Annotated in this window: 22 protein-coding genes; 6 read left to right on the forward strand and 16 right to left on the reverse strand. The window is 62.2% G+C overall.

Going from position 1 to position 22734, the window contains the following annotated elements:
- Positions 1-127: 127 nt before the first annotated feature.
- A complete protein-coding gene (locus JF545_RS08555; RefSeq protein ID WP_206941311.1) occupies positions 128-1237 on the reverse strand; it encodes an S-(hydroxymethyl)glutathione dehydrogenase/class III alcohol dehydrogenase in 1110 nt (369 codons plus the stop codon).
- Between the two features lie 203 nt (positions 1238-1440).
- Between JF545_RS08555 and JF545_RS08560 the strand changes: the two genes are divergently transcribed.
- Positions 1441-2370, forward strand: coding sequence for a LysR family transcriptional regulator (locus tag JF545_RS08560; protein ID WP_206941312.1), 930 nt, complete (start codon positions 1441-1443; stop codon positions 2368-2370).
- 75 nt (positions 2371-2445) lie between these two features.
- Here the strand turns inward: JF545_RS08560 and JF545_RS08565 are convergent, their stop codons facing one another.
- From JF545_RS08565 to JF545_RS08590, 6 genes are all read right to left on the reverse strand, one after another.
- Positions 2446-3438, reverse strand: coding sequence for a branched-chain amino acid ABC transporter permease (locus tag JF545_RS08565; protein ID WP_206941313.1), 993 nt, complete (start codon positions 3436-3438; stop codon positions 2446-2448).
- A gap of 1 nt (position 3439) precedes the next feature.
- Positions 3440-4327, reverse strand: coding sequence for a branched-chain amino acid ABC transporter permease (locus tag JF545_RS08570; protein ID WP_206941315.1), 888 nt, complete (start codon positions 4325-4327; stop codon positions 3440-3442).
- 94 nt (positions 4328-4421) lie between these two features.
- Complete coding sequence (locus JF545_RS08575; protein WP_206941793.1) at positions 4422-5600, reverse strand: ABC transporter substrate-binding protein; 1179 nt, start codon at positions 5598-5600, stop codon at positions 4422-4424.
- A 268-nt stretch (positions 5601-5868) separates the two neighbouring features.
- Positions 5869-6621 (reverse strand): ABC transporter ATP-binding protein, encoded by a 753-nt coding sequence (locus JF545_RS08580; protein WP_374107025.1) that lies wholly within the window; start codon positions 6619-6621, stop codon positions 5869-5871.
- Positions 6618-7394 (reverse strand): ABC transporter ATP-binding protein, encoded by a 777-nt coding sequence (locus JF545_RS08585; protein ID WP_206941317.1) that lies wholly within the window; start codon positions 7392-7394, stop codon positions 6618-6620. The genes JF545_RS08580 and JF545_RS08585 overlap by 4 nt, the downstream gene beginning before the upstream one ends.
- A gap of 319 nt (positions 7395-7713) precedes the next feature.
- Positions 7714-9093, reverse strand: a complete 1380-nt coding sequence (locus JF545_RS08590; RefSeq protein WP_206941319.1) for an L-serine ammonia-lyase — start codon at positions 9091-9093, stop codon at positions 7714-7716.
- A 217-nt stretch (positions 9094-9310) separates the two neighbouring features.
- Between JF545_RS08590 and JF545_RS08595 the strand changes: the two genes are divergently transcribed.
- Together JF545_RS08595 and JF545_RS08600 are read left to right on the forward strand one after the other, a co-directional pair.
- Positions 9311-10222 carry a LysR substrate-binding domain-containing protein gene (locus JF545_RS08595; protein ID WP_206941321.1) on the forward strand — a complete coding sequence of 304 codons (912 nt, stop codon included), beginning with the start codon at positions 9311-9313 and terminating at the stop codon, positions 10220-10222.
- A gap of 117 nt (positions 10223-10339) precedes the next feature.
- Positions 10340-10987, forward strand: a complete 648-nt coding sequence (locus tag JF545_RS08600; RefSeq protein ID WP_206941322.1) for a hypothetical protein — start codon at positions 10340-10342, stop codon at positions 10985-10987.
- Positions 10988-11255: 268 nt separating this feature from the next.
- On the opposite strand, the gene rpoD is transcribed toward JF545_RS08600, so the two are convergent.
- From rpoD to rpsU, 3 genes are all read right to left on the reverse strand, one after another.
- Positions 11256-13097, reverse strand: coding sequence for an RNA polymerase sigma factor RpoD (gene rpoD, locus JF545_RS08605; RefSeq protein ID WP_206941323.1), 1842 nt, complete (start codon positions 13095-13097; stop codon positions 11256-11258).
- 304 nt (positions 13098-13401) lie between these two features.
- Complete coding sequence (gene dnaG, locus JF545_RS08610; protein WP_206941324.1) at positions 13402-15219, reverse strand: DNA primase; 1818 nt, start codon at positions 15217-15219, stop codon at positions 13402-13404.
- Positions 15220-15383: 164 nt separating this feature from the next.
- Positions 15384-15599 carry a 30S ribosomal protein S21 gene (gene rpsU, locus JF545_RS08615; protein WP_013333229.1) on the reverse strand — a complete coding sequence of 72 codons (216 nt, stop codon included), beginning with the start codon at positions 15597-15599 and terminating at the stop codon, positions 15384-15386.
- A gap of 459 nt (positions 15600-16058) precedes the next feature.
- Here rpsU and tsaD point away from each other — a divergent pair, with 459 nt between their 5' ends.
- On the forward strand, positions 16059-17090 hold the full coding sequence (gene tsaD / locus JF545_RS08620) for a tRNA (adenosine(37)-N6)-threonylcarbamoyltransferase complex transferase subunit TsaD (RefSeq protein ID WP_206941325.1): 1032 nt from the start codon (positions 16059-16061) through the stop codon (positions 17088-17090).
- 120 nt (positions 17091-17210) lie between these two features.
- Here the strand turns inward: tsaD and plsY are convergent, their stop codons facing one another.
- On the reverse strand, positions 17211-17798 hold the full coding sequence (gene plsY / locus JF545_RS08625) for a glycerol-3-phosphate 1-O-acyltransferase PlsY (protein ID WP_224908452.1): 588 nt from the start codon (positions 17796-17798) through the stop codon (positions 17211-17213).
- A 316-nt stretch (positions 17799-18114) separates the two neighbouring features.
- On the opposite strand from plsY, the gene folB reads away from it, so the two are divergent.
- Positions 18115-18480, forward strand: coding sequence for a dihydroneopterin aldolase (gene folB, locus JF545_RS08630; RefSeq protein ID WP_206941327.1), 366 nt, complete (start codon positions 18115-18117; stop codon positions 18478-18480).
- Complete coding sequence (folK, locus tag JF545_RS08635; RefSeq protein ID WP_206941328.1) at positions 18480-19001, forward strand: 2-amino-4-hydroxy-6-hydroxymethyldihydropteridine diphosphokinase; 522 nt, start codon at positions 18480-18482, stop codon at positions 18999-19001. Before folB ends, folK begins: the two co-directional genes overlap by 1 nt.
- A 4-nt stretch (positions 19002-19005) precedes the next feature.
- Here folK and JF545_RS08640 read toward each other — a convergent pair whose 3' ends face one another.
- From JF545_RS08640 to rsmA, 5 genes are all read right to left on the reverse strand, one after another.
- Positions 19006-20175: a polynucleotide adenylyltransferase gene (locus tag JF545_RS08640; protein ID WP_242520754.1), complete on the reverse strand. Its 1170-nt coding sequence runs from the start codon at positions 20173-20175 to the stop codon at positions 19006-19008.
- Positions 20176-20177: 2 nt separating this feature from the next.
- Positions 20178-20510: a thiosulfate sulfurtransferase GlpE gene (glpE, locus tag JF545_RS08645; RefSeq protein WP_206941330.1), complete on the reverse strand. Its 333-nt coding sequence runs from the start codon at positions 20508-20510 to the stop codon at positions 20178-20180.
- 87 nt (positions 20511-20597) lie between these two features.
- The gene (locus tag JF545_RS08650) at positions 20598-21416 is read right to left on the reverse strand and encodes a symmetrical bis(5'-nucleosyl)-tetraphosphatase (RefSeq protein WP_206941332.1); all 819 of its coding nucleotides are present in this window, start codon (positions 21414-21416) and stop codon (positions 20598-20600) included.
- Between the two features lie 24 nt (positions 21417-21440).
- On the reverse strand, positions 21441-21821 hold the full coding sequence (gene apaG, locus JF545_RS08655) for a Co2+/Mg2+ efflux protein ApaG (RefSeq protein WP_206941334.1): 381 nt from the start codon (positions 21819-21821) through the stop codon (positions 21441-21443).
- A complete protein-coding gene (rsmA, locus tag JF545_RS08660) occupies positions 21818-22684 on the reverse strand; it encodes a 16S rRNA (adenine(1518)-N(6)/adenine(1519)-N(6))-dimethyltransferase RsmA (RefSeq protein ID WP_206941336.1) in 867 nt (288 codons plus the stop codon). The genes apaG and rsmA overlap by 4 nt, the downstream gene beginning before the upstream one ends.
- Positions 22685-22734: the final 50 nt, after the last annotated feature.

The following is a 22734-nucleotide window of genomic DNA, read 5'->3' on the forward strand; positions in this document are numbered from 1 at the left end:
GATGCCCCGCCAGGCGGGGCCGTGAATCGACAAGGGCTCGAGCGAACCACAGCATCGCCATGGTGGCTCGAGCGCCTGTGGCAAAGCGCCGCTAGCCCGGCGTCGACCGAGCCAGCAGGCGTGGGCGTCAGTAATGCAGCACGGTACGGATACTCTCGCCCGCATGCAGCAGGTCGAAGGCCTCGTTGATCTTGTCGAAGGCCATGTTATGGGTGATGAAGTCGTCGATGTTGAGCTCGCCGTTCATGTACTGCTCGACGTAGCCAGGCAGCTGGCTGCGCCCCTTGACCCCGCCAAAGGCCGAACCTTTCCAGACACGCCCGGTGACCAGCTGGAACGGACGGGTGGAGATTTCCTGACCGGCTCCGGCCACACCAATGATGATCGACTCGCCCCACCCTTTGTGGCAGCACTCAAGCGCGGAGCGCATGACATTGACGTTGCCGATACATTCAAAGGAGTAGTCGACGCCGCCATCGGTCAAGTCAACGATGACCTGCTGGATGGAGTCGCTGTAGTCCTTGGGATTGACGAAGTCGGTCGCCCCAAACTGCTTGGCCAGCTCGAACTTCTCGGGGTTCACATCGATGGCGATGATACGGCCGGCCTTGGCCATCACCGCGCCCTGGATGACGGCCAGGCCGATGGCGCCCAGACCGAACACGGCAACGGTCGCGCCCGGCTCCACCTTGGCGGTGTTCAGCACCGCACCAATGCCGGTGGTCACGCCGCAACCCAGCAGACAGATCTTGTCCAGCGGTGCCTCCTGGGAGACCTTGGCCAGGGACACTTCAGGCACCACCGTGTATTCGCTGAAGGTCGACGTGCCCATGTAGTGGTAGAGCGGCTTGCCCTCGAAGGAGAAGCGGGTAGTGCCGTCAGGCATCAGGCCCTGGCCCTGTGTGGCACGCACGGAGCTACACAGGTTGGTCTTGCCAGAGCGACAGAACTTGCACTCGCCACACTCAGCGGTGTACAGCGGAATCACGTGATCACCCGGCTTCAGGCTGGTCACGCCCTCGCCCACCTCTTCGACAATACCGGCGCCTTCATGGCCCAGTACCGAGGGGAAGATGCCTTCAGGATCCGCCCCGGACAGGGTGAACGAATCGGTGTGGCAGACACTGGTGGCAACGATACGAACCAGCACTTCCCCCGCCTTGGGACCTTCCAGGTCGATCTCTGTCAGGGTTAGCGGCTTGCCGGATTCCAAAGCAATGGCGGCACGTGATTTCATGGCAACATCCTCGAATAACGTCGATTAACGCAATAGGGCGCGTGTCCCCGAGCAGCGATGGTGGCACCAAGTGGCAGTGCCGACACGATATGGCCGGCCGCCACCGCTGACGGTAGTGGCATCAGTCTAGACCTCGCCACGGGCTGGGATAAAGCACGCAGACGACATAACATTGTTGCCATATAGCAATAATGGAGACGACCATGCACCCATGGGCCGGTATCGAAGCGTTCATTGAAGTCGTGCGGCTCTCGTCGTTCGCTGCCGCGGCAAGGCGCCTGGGCGTGTCCAGCTCCCACATCAGCCGCCAGGTCGCAGCGCTCGAAAGTCGCCTCGACACTCCCCTGCTCTACCGCACCACGCGTCAGATCAGCCTGACCGAGGCCGGGCGTCTCTACTACCAGCAATGCGAGGCGCTGGTAGACGGTTTTCGCGAGGCCGATGCGGTCGTAAAAGACTTTGAGGCCCAGCCCCGAGGGGAACTCGCCCTGACCTGCGCGACCACCTTTGGCGAGCGCTACGTGGCCCCGTTGATCAATGACCTGTTGATACAGTACCCGCAGCTGGGGGTACGCCTGCACTTTACCAACCGGCAGGTGGACCTGATCGAGGAAGGCTTTGACATCGGCATACGCATGGGCACCCTGGAAGACAGCACCATGCTGGCGCGCCGACTGGCTGACCGGCGCGAATACGTGGTCGGCTCTCCGGCCTACTTCCAGCGCTTTCCCCAGCCCCATGCCCTATCGGAATTGAAGCACCACCGCTGCCTGCATGGCTCACGTGATCGCTGGCGTTTCGCCGTCGACGGCATACCCCGGGAAGTGTCCATCAAGGGGCCGTGGCAGGGCAATTCAGGTCCGGCCCTGCTGGACGCCGTGCTCAAGGGCGTCGGCCTGGGACAATTGCCGGATTATTACGTCGAGCACCATCTGGCCAAGGGTGAGCTGGTCTCGGTGCTCGACACCTACCGACACAGTGATACCGGCGTCTGGGCCGTCACCCCACACCATCGCCAGCGCTCGCCCAAGGTGCGCGTCGTCATCGACTACCTGGCAGAACACCTGGCCAACCAGCTGCCACCCCGCTATCACAACCGCCGGGAAGTGGACGAGCCAAAGACACAAATCTAAAGTTACCCGCACAATGAAGAAGCCCGGTACTTTTACCGGGCTTCTTTAATGCCAATCATCAATACCAAAGTGCAGCTACTTGAAGTTCTTGCGCACCATACGCTGAATCTCACCTACGATCCCGCTTCTAAAACTCAGCACGCACAGTACGAAGATGGCGCCCAGGATGACGCTGACCCAATTCCCCAGCGGTGACTGCGCCAGCTGAGTCTGCAGGCTGACCACCAGGCCAGCGCCCACCAGCGGGCCAAACAGCGTCCCGACACCGCCGACCAGGGTCATCAGAATCACCTCCCCCGACATGTGCCAATGGGCGTCGGTCAGCGATGCCAGCTGAAACACCACTGTCTTGGTCGCGCCAGCGAGCCCGGCAAGTCCTGCCGACAGCACGAAGGCCACCAGCTTGTAGGCGTCCACGTTGTAGCCCAGGGACACCGCCCGCGGTTCGTTCTCGCGAATGGCCTTGAGCACCTGCCCGAAGGGTGAATGCACCGTTCGCTGAATGATGGCGAAGCCGATCACAAAGATCGCCAGCACCACGTAGTACATCGCCAGGTTGTTCGACAGGTCGATCAGTCCGAACAGCTTACCCCGGGGCACACCGTGAAGGCCGTCCTCGCCGCCGGTAAATGGCGCCTGAATGTAGAAAAAGAACATCATCTGCGCCAGCGCCAGCGTCACCATGGCGAAATAGATTCCCTGGCGGCGAATCGCCAAGGCACCAAACAGGGTGCCGAGAATCACCGCAGCGACAGTGCCAACAATGATGCCGAGCTCCGGCGTCAGGCCCGGATAGCTCGACAGCAGGAAGCCCGTCACGTAGCCCCCTGTAGCGAGAAAGGCGGCATGACCGAAGGACAGCAGCCCCGCGAAGCCAAGCAGCAGATTGAAGGCACAGGCGAACAGTGCGAAGCACAGGACCTTCATCAGGAACACCGGATAGGCGAACAGGGGAGCCACCAGCGCCAGTGTCAGCAGCGCCACCAGCAGCATGCCCCTGCGGCGGCGGGCGGCGCGCGCCCTGGCCTTCCCCGCCACCGGGGAAGCCGTTGTCGTCGTTGTGGTCATGTCACGCCTCCTTACCAAACAGGCCAGCAGGCCTGAGCATCAACACCATGATCATCACCAGGAAGATCACGGTATTGGCCGCTTCCGGGTAATACACCTTGGTCAGTCCCTCGATCAGCCCCATGGCGAGACCGGTGAGGATAGCCCCGAGGATGGAGCCCATGCCGCCGATCACCACCACCGCAAAGACCACGATCAGAAGACTCGACCCCATGGTTGGCGACACCGGGTACAGCGGCGCCGCTAGCACGCCGGCAAAGGCCGCCAGCGCAACGCCAAACCCGTAGGTCAGGGTGACCAGCAGCGGCACATTGACGCCGAACGCCTGCATCAGCGCCGGGTTTTCCGTGCCCGCACGCAGGTACGCCCCCAGCCGAGTGCGTTCGATGATGAACCAGGTTCCCAGGCATACCACCAGTGCCGCCACCAGCACCCAGCCACGATAGGTGGGCAGGAACATGAATGGCAGCTTGATGCCACCCGCAAGGGCCTCGGGAACCGGATAGCTGGCCCCAGAAACGCCGAACAGGTTGATCAGGCTACCCTCGAAGATCAGCGCCAGACCGAAGGTCAGCAACAGCCCGTACAGATGATCGAGGTGAGCGATGCGCCGCAGCACGAGTCGTTCCAGCAGAGCGCCGAAGGCACCGACGACCAGTGGTACCAGCAGCAGCGCCAGCCAGTAATTGATGCCCAGATACTGGGCTCCCAGTAGAGCGGCGAAGGCCCCCAGCATGTACTGGGCCCCGTGAGCAAAGTTGACGATTTTCAGAAGGCCGAAGATCACCGCCAAACCAAGGCTCAAAAGTGCGTAGAAGGCGCCATTGATCAGCCCCAGCATCAGCTGGCCCATGAATACCGCCAACGGTACGCCAAAGATCATGGTCATGAGGACATCCCTCGAGAAGGGGCGATAGCGAGACCGCCCCGGAATGATTCAGCGCTTCCTGGAAACACCGTGGCATCGTGCCAACTGACACGGTTTAGTTGCTGACCAGCTTGCAGGAGCTTTCCGACAAGGGGCGATAGGCGTCTTCGGCAGGGATGGTTGCCTTGATCTCGTAGAGATCCCACTCACTCTCGGAATCGGCAGGCGCCTTGACCTCAGCCAGATACATGTCATGGACCATGCGTCCGTCTTCGCGAATGCGTCCATTGCGGGCAAAGAAGTCATTGATGGGTGTCTCACCCAGCTTGGCGCGCACCGTGGCAGGGTCATCGGTACCCGCCGCCTCGACCGCCTCGAGATACTGTGTGGTGCTGGAATAGATGCCCGCCTGAACCATGGTTGGCATCTTGCCGACCCGCTCGAAGTAACGCTCAGCCCATTCGCGGGAAGCGTCGTCCATATCCCAGTACCAGCCGGTCGTCAGCAGCAGTCCCTGGGTGGTTTCCAGACCCATGGCATGTACGTCATTGAGGAAGATCAACAGGCCCGCCAGCTGTTGCCCGGTCTGCGTCAGGCCAAACTGGCTGGCCGTCTTGATCGCGTTGACGGTATCGGAACCGGCATTGGCCAGGCCGACAATCTTGGCCCCAGAGCCCTGGGCCTGAAGGATGTAGGAGGAGAAGTCGCTGGTCGGGAAGGGGTGACGGACGCGATCAACGATGGTGCCACCATTGTCCGTGACGACCTTCTCGACATCGCTTTCCAGCGCGTGACCGAAGGCGTAGTCCGCCGTCAGCATGAACCAGCTGTCACCGCCCTGCTCTACCACCGCCTTGGCCGTTCCGTTGGCCAGGGGATAGGTATCGTACACATAGTGAATATGGTTGGGAGTGCAGTGCTCGTTGGTGATGCTGGAAGCCGCAGAGCCTGAAATGATCGCCAGTCCGCCGGCTTCTTCCAGCACCTTGGTCACGGCGATGGAAACCGATGAGGCCACCATGCCGGCGACCAGGTCCACGTTTTCCTGATCGACCCAGCCACGCACGGTGTTGGCGCCCACATCGGCGCTGTTGCGGTCATCGGCATTGAAGATCTCGATAGGTGCATCACCGACGCTTCCACCGAAATCTTCCACCGCCATCTTCATGGCTTCAAGACCACCCGGGCCAGCCAGGTCGCGATAGGTGCCTGACATGTCCGCGAGATAGCCGATACGGATCTCGCCATCGCTGATTCCGTCCTGGGCCAGCGAGGGTGCGGCCATTCCCAGCATACCGGCGACCAGCAAGGTGTTGGCGGCAACGGCGCGAGCCAGCGGCAAACGGCGGAAAGAACGGGTCTGTGACATCATGGAAGGCTCCTGGGCCCATGGCCCTTGTTGTTGTTGAATATGTCGTTGTTGGATATGTTGCTGAACGTGTTGTAGAGCAGGTGCTGAGGCGTCGGTACTGGCCGTCCACACAGCGCCGTCCGCGCTGGCGGCAACGGCCAGTGGGAACGGCTTCGCGAAGGGATGGGTGCCGCGCCTGGCGAATAGCACGCTAGACCCCCAGCAGTGCATTGAGGTCGTCGCGCCGGGCGTCGAGATCGGCGGCTTCGATGGTATCGATGATGCGGCCGTGCTCCATGACGAAGTGGCGATCGGCTAGGGGGGCCGCGAAGCGGAAGTTCTGCTCCACCAGCACGATGGTCATCCCGCGGGATTTCAACGTCACCAGCACCTCGGCAAGCGCCTGATTGATGACAGGAGCCAGCCCCTCGGTAATTTCATCGAGCAACAGAATGTCGGCACCGGTGCGCAGGATGCGCGCCATGGCCAGCATCTGCTGCTCGCCACCGGACAGGCGGGTCCCCTGACTGCGCCGGCGCTCGTAGAGATTCGGAAACATCCCGTAGATATCGTCAAGGCTCATGCCACCGGAGCGTACCGTAGGCGGAAGCAGCAGGTTCTCCTCGACGTCCAGGCTGGCAAAGATACCCCGCTCTTCGGGGCAGTACCCCACGCCAAGGCGCGGTATGTGGTGGGGCTTCATGCCCAGCGTTTCCTGACCATTGATGACAATGGAACCGCTGCGCGAGCCGACCATGTTCATGATCGTCTTCAGCGTGGTACTGCGGCCTGCGCCATTGCGCCCCAGCAGCGTCACCAGTTCACCCCGCTTCACCCGCAGGTCCACGCCGTGCAGGATATGTGATTCACCGTAGAAGGCGTTGACGCCCGCCAGGCAGATCGCTTCATCGCTGCTGGTGCTGATCCCATGGGGGGAGCGGGTAGCGTTCATCACAGAGGTCATGTGGTGGCCTCCTCGGCAACGCTGGCTTCGCTGCCCATGTAGGCCTCGCGCACTGCTGGGTCCGCCGAGACGCTGGCATAGTCACCCTCGGCCAGCACAGCGCCCCTGGCCAATACCGTGATGCGATCGCATAACCGGCTGACAACACTCAGGTTATGCTCCACCATCAGCACCGTTCTGCCCGCCGAGACCCGGCGAATCAGCGCGACGATGCGATCCACATCCTCCGCCCCCATGCCTTGGGTGGGCTCATCCAGCAGCATGACAGTGGGCTCAAGGGCGAGGGTGGTGGCGACCTCCAGCGCTCGCTTGCGGCCGTAGGGCAGTTCCACCGTCAACACATCTGCGACGTCCGCCAGACCGACCTCCTCCAGCAGCTCCATGGCGCGCTGATTCAGCGGCTCCAGCGAACGCTCCGACTTCCAGAAATGAAAAGAGGTACCGAGCTTACGCTGCAAGGCGACTCGCACGTTTTCCAGCGCCGTCATATGGCCAAACACGGCAGAAATCTGAAAGGAACGCACCAGCCCCAGGCGCGCGATTTCATTGGCACGCATGCGGGTGATGGGCTTGCCGCGGTAGAGGATATCGCCCCTGGTAGGCGGCAGAAATTTCGTCAACAGGTTAAAGACCGTGGTCTTGCCCGCTCCATTGGGGCCGATCAGAGCATGAATATGCCCCTCCGTGATCTTCAGATCCACGCCGTCCACGGCGGTAAAGCCTCGAAACGACTTGGTCAGGCCACGGGTCTCTAGCACGTACTGCTGGCTCATGTGGCGTCCTCGCCGGGACCGTAGCCCCTGTCTTGAGGTTGTTGTGGTTGTTCGACTCAGTACTGGAGACGCTTAACTTTACGTTTACGTAAGCTAGAAGAGACGTGCGTCCGACGCAATTCGCCATGCGTTGAACTCGACCAAAGATGTATCCCACCGAATTTCAATAGGTTGCTTACTTAAAGCCCACAAGGTTTCCGCTCAGGGCCTCTGCGGCAGGACACAACACTTCGGTACGTCGCTGACACTAGGGCAAAAAAGCGCGGCCCGGGGAGCCGATCCCCGGGCCGCTGCTGGCATACGAATGGTCAGGTGAACGTCAGCACTCGATGACGTTGACGGCCAATCCTCCCTTGGAGGTTTCCTTGTACTTCTCCTGCATGTCGGCGCCGGTATCACGCATCGTGCGAATCGCCTTGTCCAGAGACACGAAATGTTCGCCATCCCCACGGCATGCCATCAAGGCGGCATTGATGGCCTTCACCGCCGCAATCGCATTGCGTTCGATACACGGCACCTGAACCAGCCCGCCTACGGGGTCACAGGTCAGCCCCAGGTTATGCTCAAGGCCAATTTCAGCGGCGTTCTCGACCTGAGGAACGTTGGCCCCCATCACCTCGGCCAGACCGGCAGCCGCCATCGCGCAGGCAGACCCCACCTCCCCCTGGCAGCCCACTTCGGCCCCGGAAATGGAGGCATTCTTCTTGCACAGGATGCCAACGGCACCCGCCGTCAGCAGAAAATTGACGACGTCCTTCTCCGATGCGCCAGGCTGAAACTTCATGTAGTAGTGCAACACGGCAGGGATGATGCCAGCAGCGCCATTGGTAGGCGCCGTCACCATGCGCCCGCCGGCGGCATTTTCCTCGTTGACGGCCAACGCATACACGTTGACCCAGTCCATCGCGGAAAAGGTCGAGGCGATCAGACCCACATCGTCAGACATGGCTTCCAGGCGACGATACAGCGAGGCGGCGCGGCGCTTGACGTTCAGCCCGCCAGGCAGCACGCCCTCTGCCTGGATGCCCTGGTTCACGCAGGCCTGCATCGCCTGCCAGATGTCCCACAGGCCCGCGCGCACCTCGGCCTCGCTGCGCCAGGCCTTTTCGTTCTCCAGCATCAGCTCACTGATGCTCAGACCATGCAGACGGCACAACGCCATCAACTCAGCGCCGCTGTTGAAGTCATAGGGCAGCGCCGTGTTATCGGCGTCCAGCGCGCCATCTTGTGCCTGGGCCTCGTCCACCACAAAACCACCGCCGACCGAATAGTAGGTCTCGCGCCGGATGTCACCTGCGTGCCCCTTGGCGACCAGGGTCATGGCGTTGGGGTGATAGGGAAGACTCTCCTCATGCCAGACAAGATCACGAGCCCACAAGAAGGGCACGGCGACCTGCCCTCCCAGCATCAGGGTCTGGCTCTCCAGTAGCTCCTCGATGCATGGCCCGATCACCGCGGGATCAATGCGGTCAGGGCGCTCCCCCATCAGCCCCATGACACAGGCACGATCCGTGGCATGCCCCTTGCCCGTGGCAGAAAGTGACCCATAAAGGTGAATCTCGACCGCTGCGACCCGCTCCAGAGCGTCATCGCGTCGTAGCGCCTCGACGAAATCATAGGCTGCCTTCATCGGGCCAACGGTATGCGAGCTCGATGGGCCGATGCCAATCTTGAAAAGGTCGAAAACGCTGATGGCCATGAGGTGCCTCTTGAAAGTAGATTCGCGTCTTGAAGGGATGCTGGTAGCCGACGATAGAACACTGCGCTGTCAGACGTTCCGATCAGTCTCGCTAAAGCGACAGGATGTCGTCGCATGCCATTATGGGTATGCTGGCTGCCAAAAAGCCCTGGGACAAGGCAGAATATCTTGTCTTCAATATAGCTCAGCTAAATCATAAGCCCACAAGAGCGCATCCATGAGCCGACTTCTCAATGCCCAGACCCATGCCTGGCTCAAGGGCTTTGCGGTCAGTGCAAGACACCTCTCGTTTACCCGCGCAGCAGAAGAGCTGCATGTCACCACCGGGGCGGTCAGCCAGCAGATCAAGCAACTGGAGGACAGGCTGGGATTCAAGCTGTTCCGGAGGTTGCCTCGCAGGCTGGAACTGACCGAGGAAGGCAAACGCCTGGCTGCCGTGGTCGATGACGCCTATCAGGCGGTCGGGCTCGAAGTCAGCCGGCTGCGCAGCGGTGTCATGAGCGGCGTGATCCGGCTACGCTCGATCCCCTCGTTCCTGAACAAGTGGCTGATGCCGAGACTGCCGCGACTGCAGGCACGATTTCCGGATATCGAGCTGCACATCAGCTCGGAAGACAGCAACATTTCCCTGCGCGACGGGGATTTCGACCTGGCCCTGGACCTCAACGACGGCCACTATCCGGGGCTATCGATCACCCCCTTGATGGAGGAGCGCATCTTTCCGGTATGCTCACCCAGCCTGCTCAAGGGGCGTCCTGCCCTGCGTCGTCCAGAGGATCTGTCCTGGTATCCGTTGCTGCACGACATCACCGCCTGGCGCGGCAGCCAGGAGTACGGTGAATGGCGCCACTACCTGTCTGCCATCGGTGCGCCGTCGATCAATCTTGAAAGAGGCTATACCTTCAACCGAAATCACCTCACCATGGAGGCGGCTATCGCCGGCATGGGCGTCGCGATCGCCAGGGAAACCCTGATGACCAGCGAGCTCAAGAGTGGTGCCTTGATCGCTCCCTTCAAGTCACGGGTCGATACCGGCAAGCACTATGGCATTGTCCACGCACCGGGGGCGACCGATGATCGCCGGATCAAGGCCGTGCACGACTGGCTGGTGGAGGAAGCGCGGCGATAACGTGCAACGAGCGACAGCGCAAACGAGTCAAGAATACCTCGGGGAATTTCACACACACATGCAAAGCTGTAGGTATAATCCCCGCCTGATACACGCCTTACCTGGAGATTGAGAGGGATGCTAGATACCCCCCCATCCGCCGCGCCCACGATCAGTTTCCGCGCGACCTGCGCCAGAGCCCTGCTCTACCTCCTGGTCATCGGCGCCATGATGCAGGGCGTGCTGTGGGAAACCGGCCTGCCGGAAGAGATTCGTTTCAGCGAGACGGGCTTTACGGAAAGCATGCAGACGCTTTGGCTGACGATCAGCTGTCTACTGCTGGTGTATGCCCGGCAAGTGCTGGGCGGGCTACCGCGGGTGACGCTACTGATGTTTGGCCTGCTGGCCGCCGCCCTGATTCGTGAGCAGGATGCCTTTCTCGACGCCTATGTGTTCGACGGCGCCTGGCAGACGCTGGTAACGCTGCTGCTGCTGCCGATCCTGTATATCGTCCTGCGCGAGCGCCACGCCTTCGTGCGCGAATTCGAGGGCTATGTCGAGAGTTTTTCCTTTGGCCTGTTCGCCGCGGGCTTTCTCGGCACCTTTGCCTTCTCGCGGCTCTACGGCCGCAGCGAGATGTGGGAGTCGCTGCTGGCGGAGCGCTATATCCGGGTGTTCAAGGACGCCGCGGAGGAAGTGACCGAGCTCTTCGGCTATACCCTGCTGCTGTTCGCCATGATCGAGCTGGTGCTGTGGATTCGGCGTCGCCAGGCCAAGCAGGCCTGAACCGCCGCGAGTCCCTACCCTGCAGTACAGCCGCTACAGCCCCAGACGTCATGACAACGCCCGCTTATCGCGGGCGTTGTCATGTTGGTGGTACCCACATGAAGAGCGAGGGCAGGCGCCGACATCCGCCTGACGCGACACCCCCAGCAGATTGGCGAAGGGACACACCACAAAAAACGCCCGCGGCATATGCCGCGGGCGTCTTGTATGACGACTGTCTGACCAAGGGCGTCGTCAACGCCCTCGGCCGACAAGGCGTGCGCTGAGCTTACTCGTCGAGGAAGGAGCGCAGCGGCTCCGAACGAGTCGGGTGGCGCAGCTTGCGCAGTGCCTTGGCCTCGATCTGACGGATCCGCTCACGGGTGACATCAAACTGCTTGCCCACTTCCTCGAGGGTGTGGTCAGTGTTCATGTCGATCCCGAAGCGCATGCGCAGCACCTTGGCTTCGCGAGCCGTCAGGCCGCCCAGCACGTTGCGCGTGGCTTCCACGAGCCCTTCCCCGGTGGCCGAGTCGATCGGCAGCACCATGGTGGAGTCCTCGATGAAGTCGCCCAGATGCGAGTCGTCATCATCGCCGATGGGCGTCTCCATGGAGATCGGCTCCTTGGCGATCTTGAGCACCTTGCGGACCTTGTCCTCCGGCATCTCGAGACGTTCGCCCAGCTCTTCCGGGGTCGGCTCACGCCCCATTTCCTGCAGCATCTGACGCGATACGCGGTTGAGCTTGTTGATGGTCTCGATCATGTGCACCGGGATGCGGATGGTGCGTGCCTGGTCCGCAATCGAGCGCGTGATCGCCTGACGAATCCACCAGGTCGCATAGGTCGAGAACTTGTAACCGCGACGGTACTCGAACTTGTCCACCGCCTTCATCAGGCCGATGTTGCCTTCCTGAATCAGGTCCAGGAACTGCAGGCCACGGTTGGTGTACTTCTTGGCGATCGAGATGACCAGGCGCAGGTTGGCCTCGACCATTTCCTTCTTGGCACGGCGGGCCTTGGCTTCACCGATGGACAGGCGACGGTTGACTTCCTTCACCTCGCTCACCGGCAGCTGGATCATCTCTTCCTCGAAGGCGATCTTGCGCTGAGCGCGCTGCACGTCGGCCTTCAGCGGCTCGAGGCGGTCGGCATAGCGAGCGTTCTCGGCCATGAAGTCGTCCAGCCAGTCCAGACGCGACTCATTGCTGGGAAATGCCTTGATGAAGGCCTTGCGCGGCACCTTGGCCTGCTTGACCAGGAGCTGCATCACGGTCTTTTCCTGAGCCCGCACCTGCTCGACGCTGATGCGAACCTGCCCCACCAGACGCTCAAAGTGCTTCGGCACCAGCTTGATCGGCGAGAACAGCTCGGCAAGGCGCGCCAGCTCTTCCTTCGCCTCGGGTGACTGGCGCCCACCGCGTTCGATAGCGGCATTGGCAATGCCGCTCTGCTCGCGGATCTGCTCGAAACGGGCACGCGCTTCCTCGGGATCCGGACCGCCGCCAGAGTCGTCCTCTTCGCCCGCGTCCTCGTCGTCATCCTCGTCGGAGCTGCTTTCCTGCTCCTCCACTTCCGGGACTTCCGCCTCGGCAACGCCGGGGATTCCCTCATCAGGGTCGATGAAGCCGGAAAACAGGTCTGACAGGCGTCCAGGAGCCTCTTCGTCCTGAGTGGCGTCGTAGGCGTCAAGAATGGACTCGACCGCGCCCGGCACGTAGGCCAGCGCCGACATCACCTCGCGAGTCCCTTCTTCGATGCGCTTGGCGATCTCGATCTCGCCTTCGCGGGTCAGCAGCTCGACCGTCCCCATCTCGCGCATGTACATGCGCACCGGGTCGGTGGTCCGACCGACGTCGCTTTCCACCGCTGCCAGCGCCGCTACCGCCTCTTCGGCAGCGGACTCATCGGTTGAGTGATCCGACATCATCAGGGTATCTTCGTCGGGAGCTTCCTCGACGACGTTAATACCCATGTCATTGATCATGCCGATGATATCTTCCACCTGGTCGGGGTCGGCGATATCTTCGGGAAGGTGGTCGTTGACCTCGGCATAGGTCAGGAAGCCCTGCTCCTTGCCGCGCGCGATCAACTCCTTCAGACGTGACTGCTGCTGCGCATTTCCAGCCATAGAAACCCTATCTCGACGAAGAAGAATGAAGCACCTGAAGCGCTAAGGTGGAGAAAACTCGGTAAGCCGGACAGTATAGCGGTTTTGGGGCCACTTCTGCCAGTCTGGAGTGTTTGCGCGATGTCTCAGGTGTGTTAGCTTATCTGGTTGCGCCCAATATCAGCGCCTAGTCCCTTAGATGGTGATAGTAGTTGAGAATTCAACCCTGACACCTTCTATACCTCCTATTCGTCGCCAGCAAAGCGTGAAGGCTTACCTCAGAAGGTAGACCAGTGACGCTGAGGGATCGTTCGCTGCGACGTCTTCAATCACGTGCGGCCAGCAGACTCATCAGTCGCGAGCGCTCCTCACTCGAGAGACGCTCCCCTGATTGCTGCTTTGCCAGCAACGTATCAATCTCCTGCTGTCGCGACGGGGTCTTGCAGGCCCGCTGAAAATAGCTCACCAGACCGTCCAGCTCCGCCGCCCTTGCCGGCCCAGGGATCAACAGCTCCTTGCGCGCCAGTGCGGCCAGACGCTCGCCGTCCTCACTGCCATGGAAGTGCATCAACAGCACCTGAGCACTGGAATACCCCCCAGCCCGCAACAGCTCGATCACGTCGCGACAGAGTCGCGCATCGTCGCCCTGACCGTCACACCACTCAAGCGACTCGGGGAGACGCTCCACCAGGCGCGGCTCGTGCACCAGCAGCTGCAGGGTACGGCCCATCAGGCCCAGCGCCGCGGAGGACTTTCTGCGCCGCTGCGGCAACTGGCCCTCTTCAACAGCGGGCTCCATGGCGTCGTCGAAGGGCATCAGCTCGGGCTCTTCGGCAACCACGGGCGCCAGAAGCGCTTCAAAACGCGACTGTTCGACCCCGGTGCGTCGCGACAGCTCTGTCAGCATCAACGACTTGAGTACTCCCTGGGGCATCTTCTCGATGGCCGACAGCACTTGGCTGGCGTAGCGTTCGCGCGACTCCAGCTGCGCCAGGTCACGCCCCTGGGCGGCGTGCTCGAACAGAAACTCCGACAGCGGACTGGCACACACCACGCGATCTTCGAACGCACTGGCACCCTCACGCCGCACCAGACTGTCCGGATCCTCGCCCTCGGGCAGGAACAGGAAGCGCGCCTGACGCCCGTCGATCATCTCGGGCAACACGGTTTCCAGCGCCCTGGCCGCCGCCTGACGTCCGGCCTTGTCACCGTCGAAGCAGAACACGACCTCACTGACCAGGCGAAACAGGCGCCGCAGATGATCTGCCGTGGTGGCCGTCCCCAGCGTAGCCACCGCATTATGGATGCCGTACTGCGCCAGCGCGACCACATCCATATAGCCTTCGACGATCAACAACCGTTCCAGTTTCGGGCTGGCCTGGCGGGCTTCGTACAAGCCATACAGCTCGCGCCCCTTGTGGAACACGGGGGTTTCGGGAGAGTTCAGGTACTTGGGCTTGGCATCCCCCATGACCCGACCGCCAAACCCCAAGGTCCGCCCGCGAATATCGCGGATCGGGAACACCACTCGATCGCGAAAACGGTCGTAGCTGCGACCACTGTCTTCATGGTGAACCAGCAGGCCATACTCGATCTGCACCGACTCGTCGACGCCCTGCCCCCCGAGGTGCCGCTTCAGCGCCTCCCATTGGGCCGGCGCATAGCCAATGCCGAATAGCTCGCGGATCTCGTCTGACACCCCGCGCTGCTCCAGATACTCTCGGGCAACCTGGCCCTCCGGCATCTTGAGCCGCTCGCGAAAGTAGCTGGCAGACATTTCCAGCAGGTTGACGCCTTCCTTGCGCTTTTTTTCTCGCGCCTGGGCTCTGGGATCGTCGGCACCCTCTCTGGGCACCTCCATCCCCAACCTGGAAGCAAGCTGCTCGACCGCTTCCGGGAAGCGTAGCTTGTCGTACTCCATCAAGAAGCGCAGCGCGTTGCCGTGGGCACCACAGCCAAAGCAGTGATAGAACTGCTTGTCCGCGCTGACCGTGAACGATGGGCTCTTTTCCTGATGAAACGGACACAGACCAGAGTGGTTGCGCCCGGCCTTTTTCAGCTTGACGCGCTCACCCACCACCTCGACCACGTCCACGCGCGCGAGGAGGTCATCAATGAAGCGCTGGGGAATCTGGCCGGCCATAGTCTCCTCGACAGGAGCGGTATCCTGAGAAGAACAAGAATCGTCCAGAGGTCTGGACGGAACACCCTCATAGGATGTCAGAAAAACAAGCGGCCACCTCAATGGCGGCCGCTTGGCGTCCTCCTGAATCGAGAGCGGCGAACCACGCTCGACTCAAGTACGGATCAATAGAGCCGTTCGAAACGCTTGCGCTCACGCTGGAGCTTCTTGGCGTGACGCTTTACAGCGGCAGCGGCCTTGCGCTTGCGCTCGGCAGTCGGCTTCTCGTACTGCTCACGACGACGGACTTCAGACAGAACGCCGGCTTTTTCACAGGAACGCTTGAAGCGACGCAGAGCGACGTCAAACGGCTCGTTATCACGTACTTTGACAGAAGGCATTAAGCACTCACCTACCTTAGGTAACTTGAGTTCGGTTTGTACGCACACCTTCAAGGCCAATACCCCACGACACTTCCTTCGACTGCCTTAACTCATACAGGAAGGCAACGCTATCGCGAATGCCATAATCAGCAAGGAAACGAAACAGTGACGGGGGACAGCGAGCCCTGGATGCACGACCCAGTCTTGCAGCGGACAGTATTTTAGTGAGCGAAGCCGAGCCTTGCAAATTCTTTTTGGAAAGATAGCGCCTACTGGCCACCCAGCACGCACCACGATGCGGACGCCACTCTGTCCGTAGGATCAGGCGAAAACAGCGAGTTGCAGGACACAGGTGCGCCCGTGAGACGGCATCACGCTGGCCGCCGCCACACTTTCCCTCGCGCGCCCACTGTCGCAGCCACTCTCAAAACGGCGTAGAATCACGCCCCTTCCCGCTTTTGCTTCCCGAGTCGACCCATGCGAGTACTAGGCATCGAAACCTCCTGCGACGAGACCGGCGTCGCGCTCTACGACACCGAGTGCGGTCTGGTGGCCGACGCCCTGCACAGCCAGGTTGCCATGCACGCCGACTATGGCGGCGTGGTGCCGGAGCTGGCTTCCCGCGACCATACTCGACGCCTGCTGCCATTGATCGACCAGGTTCTGGAGCAAGCCGCTATCGGGCGCGAACAGCTGGATGCTATCGCCTACACGGCAGGCCCGGGGCTGGTAGGCGCCCTGATGGTGGGTGCCAGCACCGCACACGGCATGGCCCGAGCGCTCGATATCCCGGTTCTTGGTGTCCATCACATGGAAGGCCACCTGTTGGCCCCCATGCTCGAGGATGAGCCTCCGGCCTTCCCCTTTGTGGCGCTGCTGGTGTCCGGGGGCCACACGCAGTTGGTGGAGGTCGCCGGTATCGGCCAGTACCGCTTGCTGGGCGAGTCCGTGGATGATGCAGCGGGTGAAGCCTTCGACAAGGCAGCCAAGATGCTCGACCTCGACTATCCGGGCGGCCCCCGGGTCGCCGCATTGGCGGAAACCGGTGATCCGGGGCGCTTCCAGTTCCCGCGTCCCATGACCGACAGGCCGGGACTCGACTTCAGCTTTTCGGGATTGAAGACCCACACCCTCACCACCATCCGCCAGCTGGAAAGCGCGGGACAGCTGGATGCACAGGCCCGTGCGGATGTGGCGCGTGCGTTCGAGGAAGCCGTGGCGGACACCCTGGCCATCAAATGTCGCCGTGCGCTCAAGCAGACTGGACTGAAGCGTCTGGTGGTCGCTGGAGGCGTCAGCGCCAATGTCCGCCTGCGCGCTCGGCTTGAAGACGCCACCGCCAAGCAGGGAGCCAAGGTGTACTACCCCCGCGGCCGTTTCTGTACCGATAACGGCGCCATGATCGCCTATGCCGGTGCGCAGCGCTTGCTGGCGGGCGAGCGGGACGTGGTAGGTCAGATGCAGGCCGTGCCGCGCTGGCCGATGGACCAGCTGAGTGCCCCTGCCTGATAGGCCGGGCTTGGCCAGTCCAGGTCAGGTCAGGTCAGGTCAGGTCAGGCCGGGTCATGCCCAAGCCAGCGCGCTAGCTGCCTCGGCGCCCTAATGTGTCAAAGCCGCGTCAAAGCCGAATCACAGCCGTGGCTCCTTGCCACGGCGCAGTCGATCTATATTGAGCGCATGGCGGGCCAGCACCAGCGCGGCAAACACCAGCACCACCCAGGCAAAGTCGGGGGACAGCCACAGGCTCAGCAACGGTGCCAGGGTGGCACTGGTCAGTGAGGCGACCGCCGCGGTATGTACCCGCCAGGCCAGCAGCCCCCAAATCACGGCACATGACAGCGCGACACCGGGGGTCAGCAGCAGCATCACGCCAAAGGCACTGGCAACAGCCTTGCCGCCGCGAAAGCGATACCAGGCGGGATAGCAGTGCCCCAGCAGCACCCCCAGGCCCACCAGTCCGAGCCCCCAAGGCGTCAGCCCCTGGTGCATGCCCAACAGCAGCACGGGCCAGCCCTTGAGCGCATCGATGGTCAGGGTTGCCAGCGCCAGCACGGGCCCATGCAGCCGCAGCACATTGGAAAACCCCGGATTACATGACCCGCTCAAGCGCGGGTCAGCAAGCCCCGCCACCCGGCATACGGTAATCGCCCCCAACCAGGTTCCACTGAGATAGCCCAGCGCCGTCAGCGGCAGTAATACTTCTATGGTCGGACCCACAACGACTCCTGCGCCATGAGGACGCCTCGGTGCGCACATGGTAGCCCCATGCGCGCGATCATGCTGGCAGCGCCGCTGCACCAGCGACGCCGGGAACCGCGACAGTCTCCTGGTGGTGCCAGACGATTGGCGTCCGGCCAAACCTCCAGGGAAGTACCACGCAGGCCGCCCCCTTTGAAGGACCAGTTTGCCAGCCCGGGCTCGCTGTCGCCATCTGCGGCCTGTTTCGCGACCGCCTGGTCAAGTACAATTGGCCGCCTTGTTCATTCTGCGTTCCCGGCCACGACCGGGACACCACGACCGGGAAACATCATCGATGGATCAGGTGCTGATCGAAGGCCTTGAGCTGGACACCGTCATTGGCGTCTACGACTGGGAGCGCTCCATTACCCAGCGTCTGATAGTGGATCTCACGCTGGCGACGGATATCCGGGCAGCGGCCGCGGATGACGACCTGAGCAAGACGCTCGACTACGACGCCATCAGTCGTCGCATTGGTGTCTTCGCCTCGGAGCATGACTTCCAGCTGGTAGAAACCTTTGCCGAGCGCCTGGCGTCGCTGCTGATGCAGGAATACGGGATCAGCTGGCTGAGAATGACCTTGCGCAAGCCCGGCGCTGTGGCCAATGCCGCCTCGGTAGGCGTGCGCATCGAGCGTGGTACACCAGCGGGAGGACATTGATGCGACTGGTCACCCTGAGCCTGGGCAGCAATATCGAACGGGAGCACCACATCACGGTGTGCCTGGATGCCTTGGCCGACACCTTTGGCCAGTTGGCCGTTTCCCGCGTATTCGAGAGCACACCGGTGGGCTTCGAGGACGGCCGCAATTTCTTCAACCTGGTGGTCGCCCTTCACTGCGACTGGAGCGTCGGCGAGCTGCAAGCTTGGTGCAAGCGATTGGAGAGCACCAACGGCCGCAGCAAGGACAGTCCAAAGTTCAGCCCCCGCACCCTTGATGTCGATATTCTTACCGTCGACTCGCTGACCGGGGAGGTCGACGGCGTCGGCCTGCCACGCGGCGAGATCCTGCACCACGCCTTCGTCCTGTGGCCGATGGCCGAGCTGCTCCCCGACCATCGCCATCCCGTCGTGGGGCGCCGGTATCAGGAGCTCTGGCAAGCGTTCGACGATGGCAGCCAACAGCTGTGGCCCGTCGAGTTTCACTGGCGCGGAGAAGCGCTACCGCTGCCCTCCCGTTGAAGGGTCAGCGCCCGCCCTGGTGAAAGCACGCCAGGCGACGTCGCCTCAGCTCCTGCCCCAGCTCCGCCCCTTTGAAGCCCTGATCAAGCAGCTCTTGCGGGGCAAGCGAGCGCGCCTGATCGACCCCACGCGCCAACCAGGCCGCCTGCTCGGGCACCTCCATGGCCAGCAACGACAGCAGGGGCGCGACTCTCTCGCTGCGCCGCCAGGCATCGATGCCGTCACACCAGGTCATGGCTATCCTGCTGGGCTCTTCTGAGCCTGCACCGTCGGCCAGCTGCGCCTTGAGCTCACGGGTCAGCGCCAGCTGGTGTCCCAGATCACGATACGGGTTGGGCACCTTCAAGGCCTGTTCAAGCTGGCGACGCTGCTCGACCGGCAGGGCCTCCACCAGGCGACCCCAGCGCCAAACGGGCTGGCCCGCAAGGGCCGAGGGCAATGCGCTCATTCTCTCGCAGGCGCGCTTGAACTCGGCCGCTCCTGGCTGTACCAAGCCAGGCATCAGCCGTGACAGTGCACCGCATGAGTCCAGCGCTTCGAAGTAGCGCCGGGGCTCTGGCTCGCCCAGCGCCTTCTCGGTTTCCACCCAGACGCGCTCAGCCACCAGGTGATCCAGCTCGCCGCTGTCGGCCAGCTGTTTCATCAGCGCTTGCGTACTCTCGGCAATGGTAAACCCGAGGCCGGCGTAGCGAGCGAGAAAGCGCGCTGTGCGCAACACCCTCAGCGGATCTTCGACGAAGGCCTGGCTGACATGACGCAAGCGCCGCTGCTCCAGGTCGCGACGCCCGTTGAAAGGGTCCACCAGGTGCCCATCGAGCGACTCGGCCATGGCATTGATCGTCAGATCGCGCCGCCCAAGGTCCTCCTCCAGGGTGACGTCAGGACTTGCATGCACCTCAAAGCCGGTATATCCGTGCCCGGACTTTCGCTCGGTACGGGCAAGGGCATACTCCTCATGGGTACGGGGATGCAGGAACACCGGAAAATCCCGGCCTACCGGCGTGAAACCACGCTCCCGCATCGACGCTGGGGTCTCGCCAACGACCACCCAGTCCGTGTCCTTGACTGGCCATCCCAGCAGCGCGTCACGCACCGCACCCCCCACCCGGTAACGTTCAAGACCGGCACAAGGGTCCGTGCTGCCATGGTGCTTTCCCGGCATCTCAGGGGCCATGTTCAGCCCTTGCTGACGCGTTCAGGCAGAACGTGCTGCCACTGGGTGAAACCGCCGTCGAGGCTATAGACCTGGGTAAATCCCTGAGCGGCCAGCCAACTCGCCGCCTGCTGGCTGGAATGGCCGTGATAGCACACCACCACCAGCGGAGTATCCTTGGCGGTTTCCGCGACAAGCGGGCCCACGCTGTCATTGTCCAGGTGGCGGCTACCGGGGATATGCCCTTGGGCAAAGCTGCCCGGATCGCGAATATCGACAAGGCAAAGCTCACCGCCCTGATCCAGCCATTGTTGAAGGCGTTCGATATCGAGGTGCTCGAAGGTCGCCGCTGTCATGCAAAACTCCAGAAGGCAAAAGCAAGAGGCCCATGGGCAACGCCGCACATGAGCGTGGCGGATGCCGCACAACGGGCTTGGTATCGGTTATCGCGTGATCTGCTGGCGGCTCGGAACGCTGATTCGCTCTCCGCTTGCCATATCCAGCGCGGTCAGGCTGCCGCCCCAGACGCAGCCGGTATCCAGGGCCTCTGCCCTCACCCTGCGATCTGGCGCGGTGCCATTGAGCGCCGCCCAATGGCCGAACAGCAGCCACGGATCGTCGGCACGGGGATACTGAAACCAGGGGGAAAATCCCTCAGGGGCACTATCCAGGCCTTCCTTGGCGTCAAAATCGAGACGCCCCTCGGCGTCGATGAAACGCATCCTGGTGAGGGTGTTCACGATGGCCCGGTAGCGATCTACGCCCTCCTGATGGGGCTTGAAGCGTCGCGGCCGGTTGCCATACATCCGCGACAGGAAGTCGCCGGACTGCTCTCCCGTCAGCACCCAGGACACCTCTCCGGCGAGCCCCTCGGCCTGCTCCACCGACCACTGGGGCGGTAGCCCGGCATGGGTCATCACGGCCTCTCCGTCACGCAGCAGCAGCGGCCTGGCCTGGAGCCAGTCGAGCAGCGTATCGCGATCGGGCACTGCCAGAATGTCGTCAAGGGTGTCCTTGCGCTTGAGCGAAGCCCCACCTCGTGCCACCGCCAGCAGATGCAGGTCATGGTTGCCCAGCACCACCTTGGCAGCAGAACCGAGGGCCATGACGTCCCGCAGGCAATCCAGGGATCCGGGCCCGCGATTGACCAGGTCCCCCGCAAGCCACAGCTCATCACGACGCGGATCGAAGCTGAGCGCCTCCAGCAGCTCGACAAACTCCTGATGGCAGCCCTGCAGGTCTCCAATGGCGTATCGGCTCATGCGTCTCCCGCTGTCGTCAGACATTCAATGAATCTGGTTGGGCGTGGCCAGGCGGAACACCGAGATCGGCACCTCGAACGGTCGCTGGCTGGCCGTATCGACGCAGGTGTAGGCGCCTTCCATAAAGCCTACCGGCCCATCGAGTATCGCCCTGCTGGTGTACTGAAATGTCTGGCCAGGACCTATCATCGGCTGCTTGCCGACCACGCCCTTGCCACGCACTTCCTGCACCTGCCCGCTCGTCTGGGTGATCTTCCAGAACCGGGCCATGAGCTGGATATTACCGCTTGAGTGATTGTGAACCGTGACCGTATAGCTGAACACAAAGCGATCTTCCAGCGGCGCAGACTCGTCCTCACGAAAGGCCGGTGTCACGTCAACGCGCACGTCGGGGTGCTCGTTCATGCGGGTGTCTCCTCCCCAGTGTCCTGATCCCCCTGTGTGTCATGATCCGCTGAAGCATTACCTTGCTGCTGGTACACCGCATTGGCGATCGCGACAAACTCTGCCACCTCCAGGGTCTGCGGACGGCGACCAGGATCAATCCCAAGTTCGGCCAGGGCATCGCCATCAATGCGCCCCTTGAGGTTGTTGCGCAGGGTCTTGCGGCGCTGGCCAAAGGCCTCTCGCACGATATCGAACAGCAGCGTCTCATCCTGGGCCGGCGCGACCTTCTGCTGACGCGGGGTCATGCGCACAATGGCAGAGTCTACCTTGGGCCGCGGAACAAACGCCTCAGGGGGAACCACAAACAGTGACTCGACCTCGCAGAAATACTGCGCCAGCACCGACAGTCGGCCACGATCTCCGCCACCGGCGGGAGCGGCCAGACGATCCACCACTTCCTTCTGCAGCATGAAGTGCATGTCCTGAACCGCAGAGCCAGCGCGTAGCAGGTGTGAAATCAGCGGAGTCGATATGTTGTAGGGCAGGTTACCGACAACACGCAGCGGCTGTCCGTCGCCACGCAGCGCCTGGAAATCCATCTTGAGGGCGTCGCCCTCATGGATCACGAACGCCGGGTGATTGAAGAACTGCACACGCAGGCCCGGGATCAGGTCGCGGTCCAGCTCGATAACCTCCAGGTGCCCTTCGGTCGCCTCCAGCAATGGCTCGGTCAGCGCTCCCTGACCGGGGCCGATCTCGACCACGCGCTCACCAGGGCGCGCGCCGATGGAGCGAACGATGCGGGAAATGACGCCATGGTCACGCAAGAAGTTTTGACCGAAGCGCTTGCGAGCCCGGTGCGCCGTAGGGCGGGATGACATGCTTGAATCCTTTATGAAACCAAGGGGAGCGCCAAATCAATATAGCGAGC

The organism is Halomonas litopenaei (assembly GCF_017303055.1).
Lineage (GTDB): Bacteria > Pseudomonadota > Gammaproteobacteria > Pseudomonadales > Halomonadaceae > Halomonas > Halomonas litopenaei_A.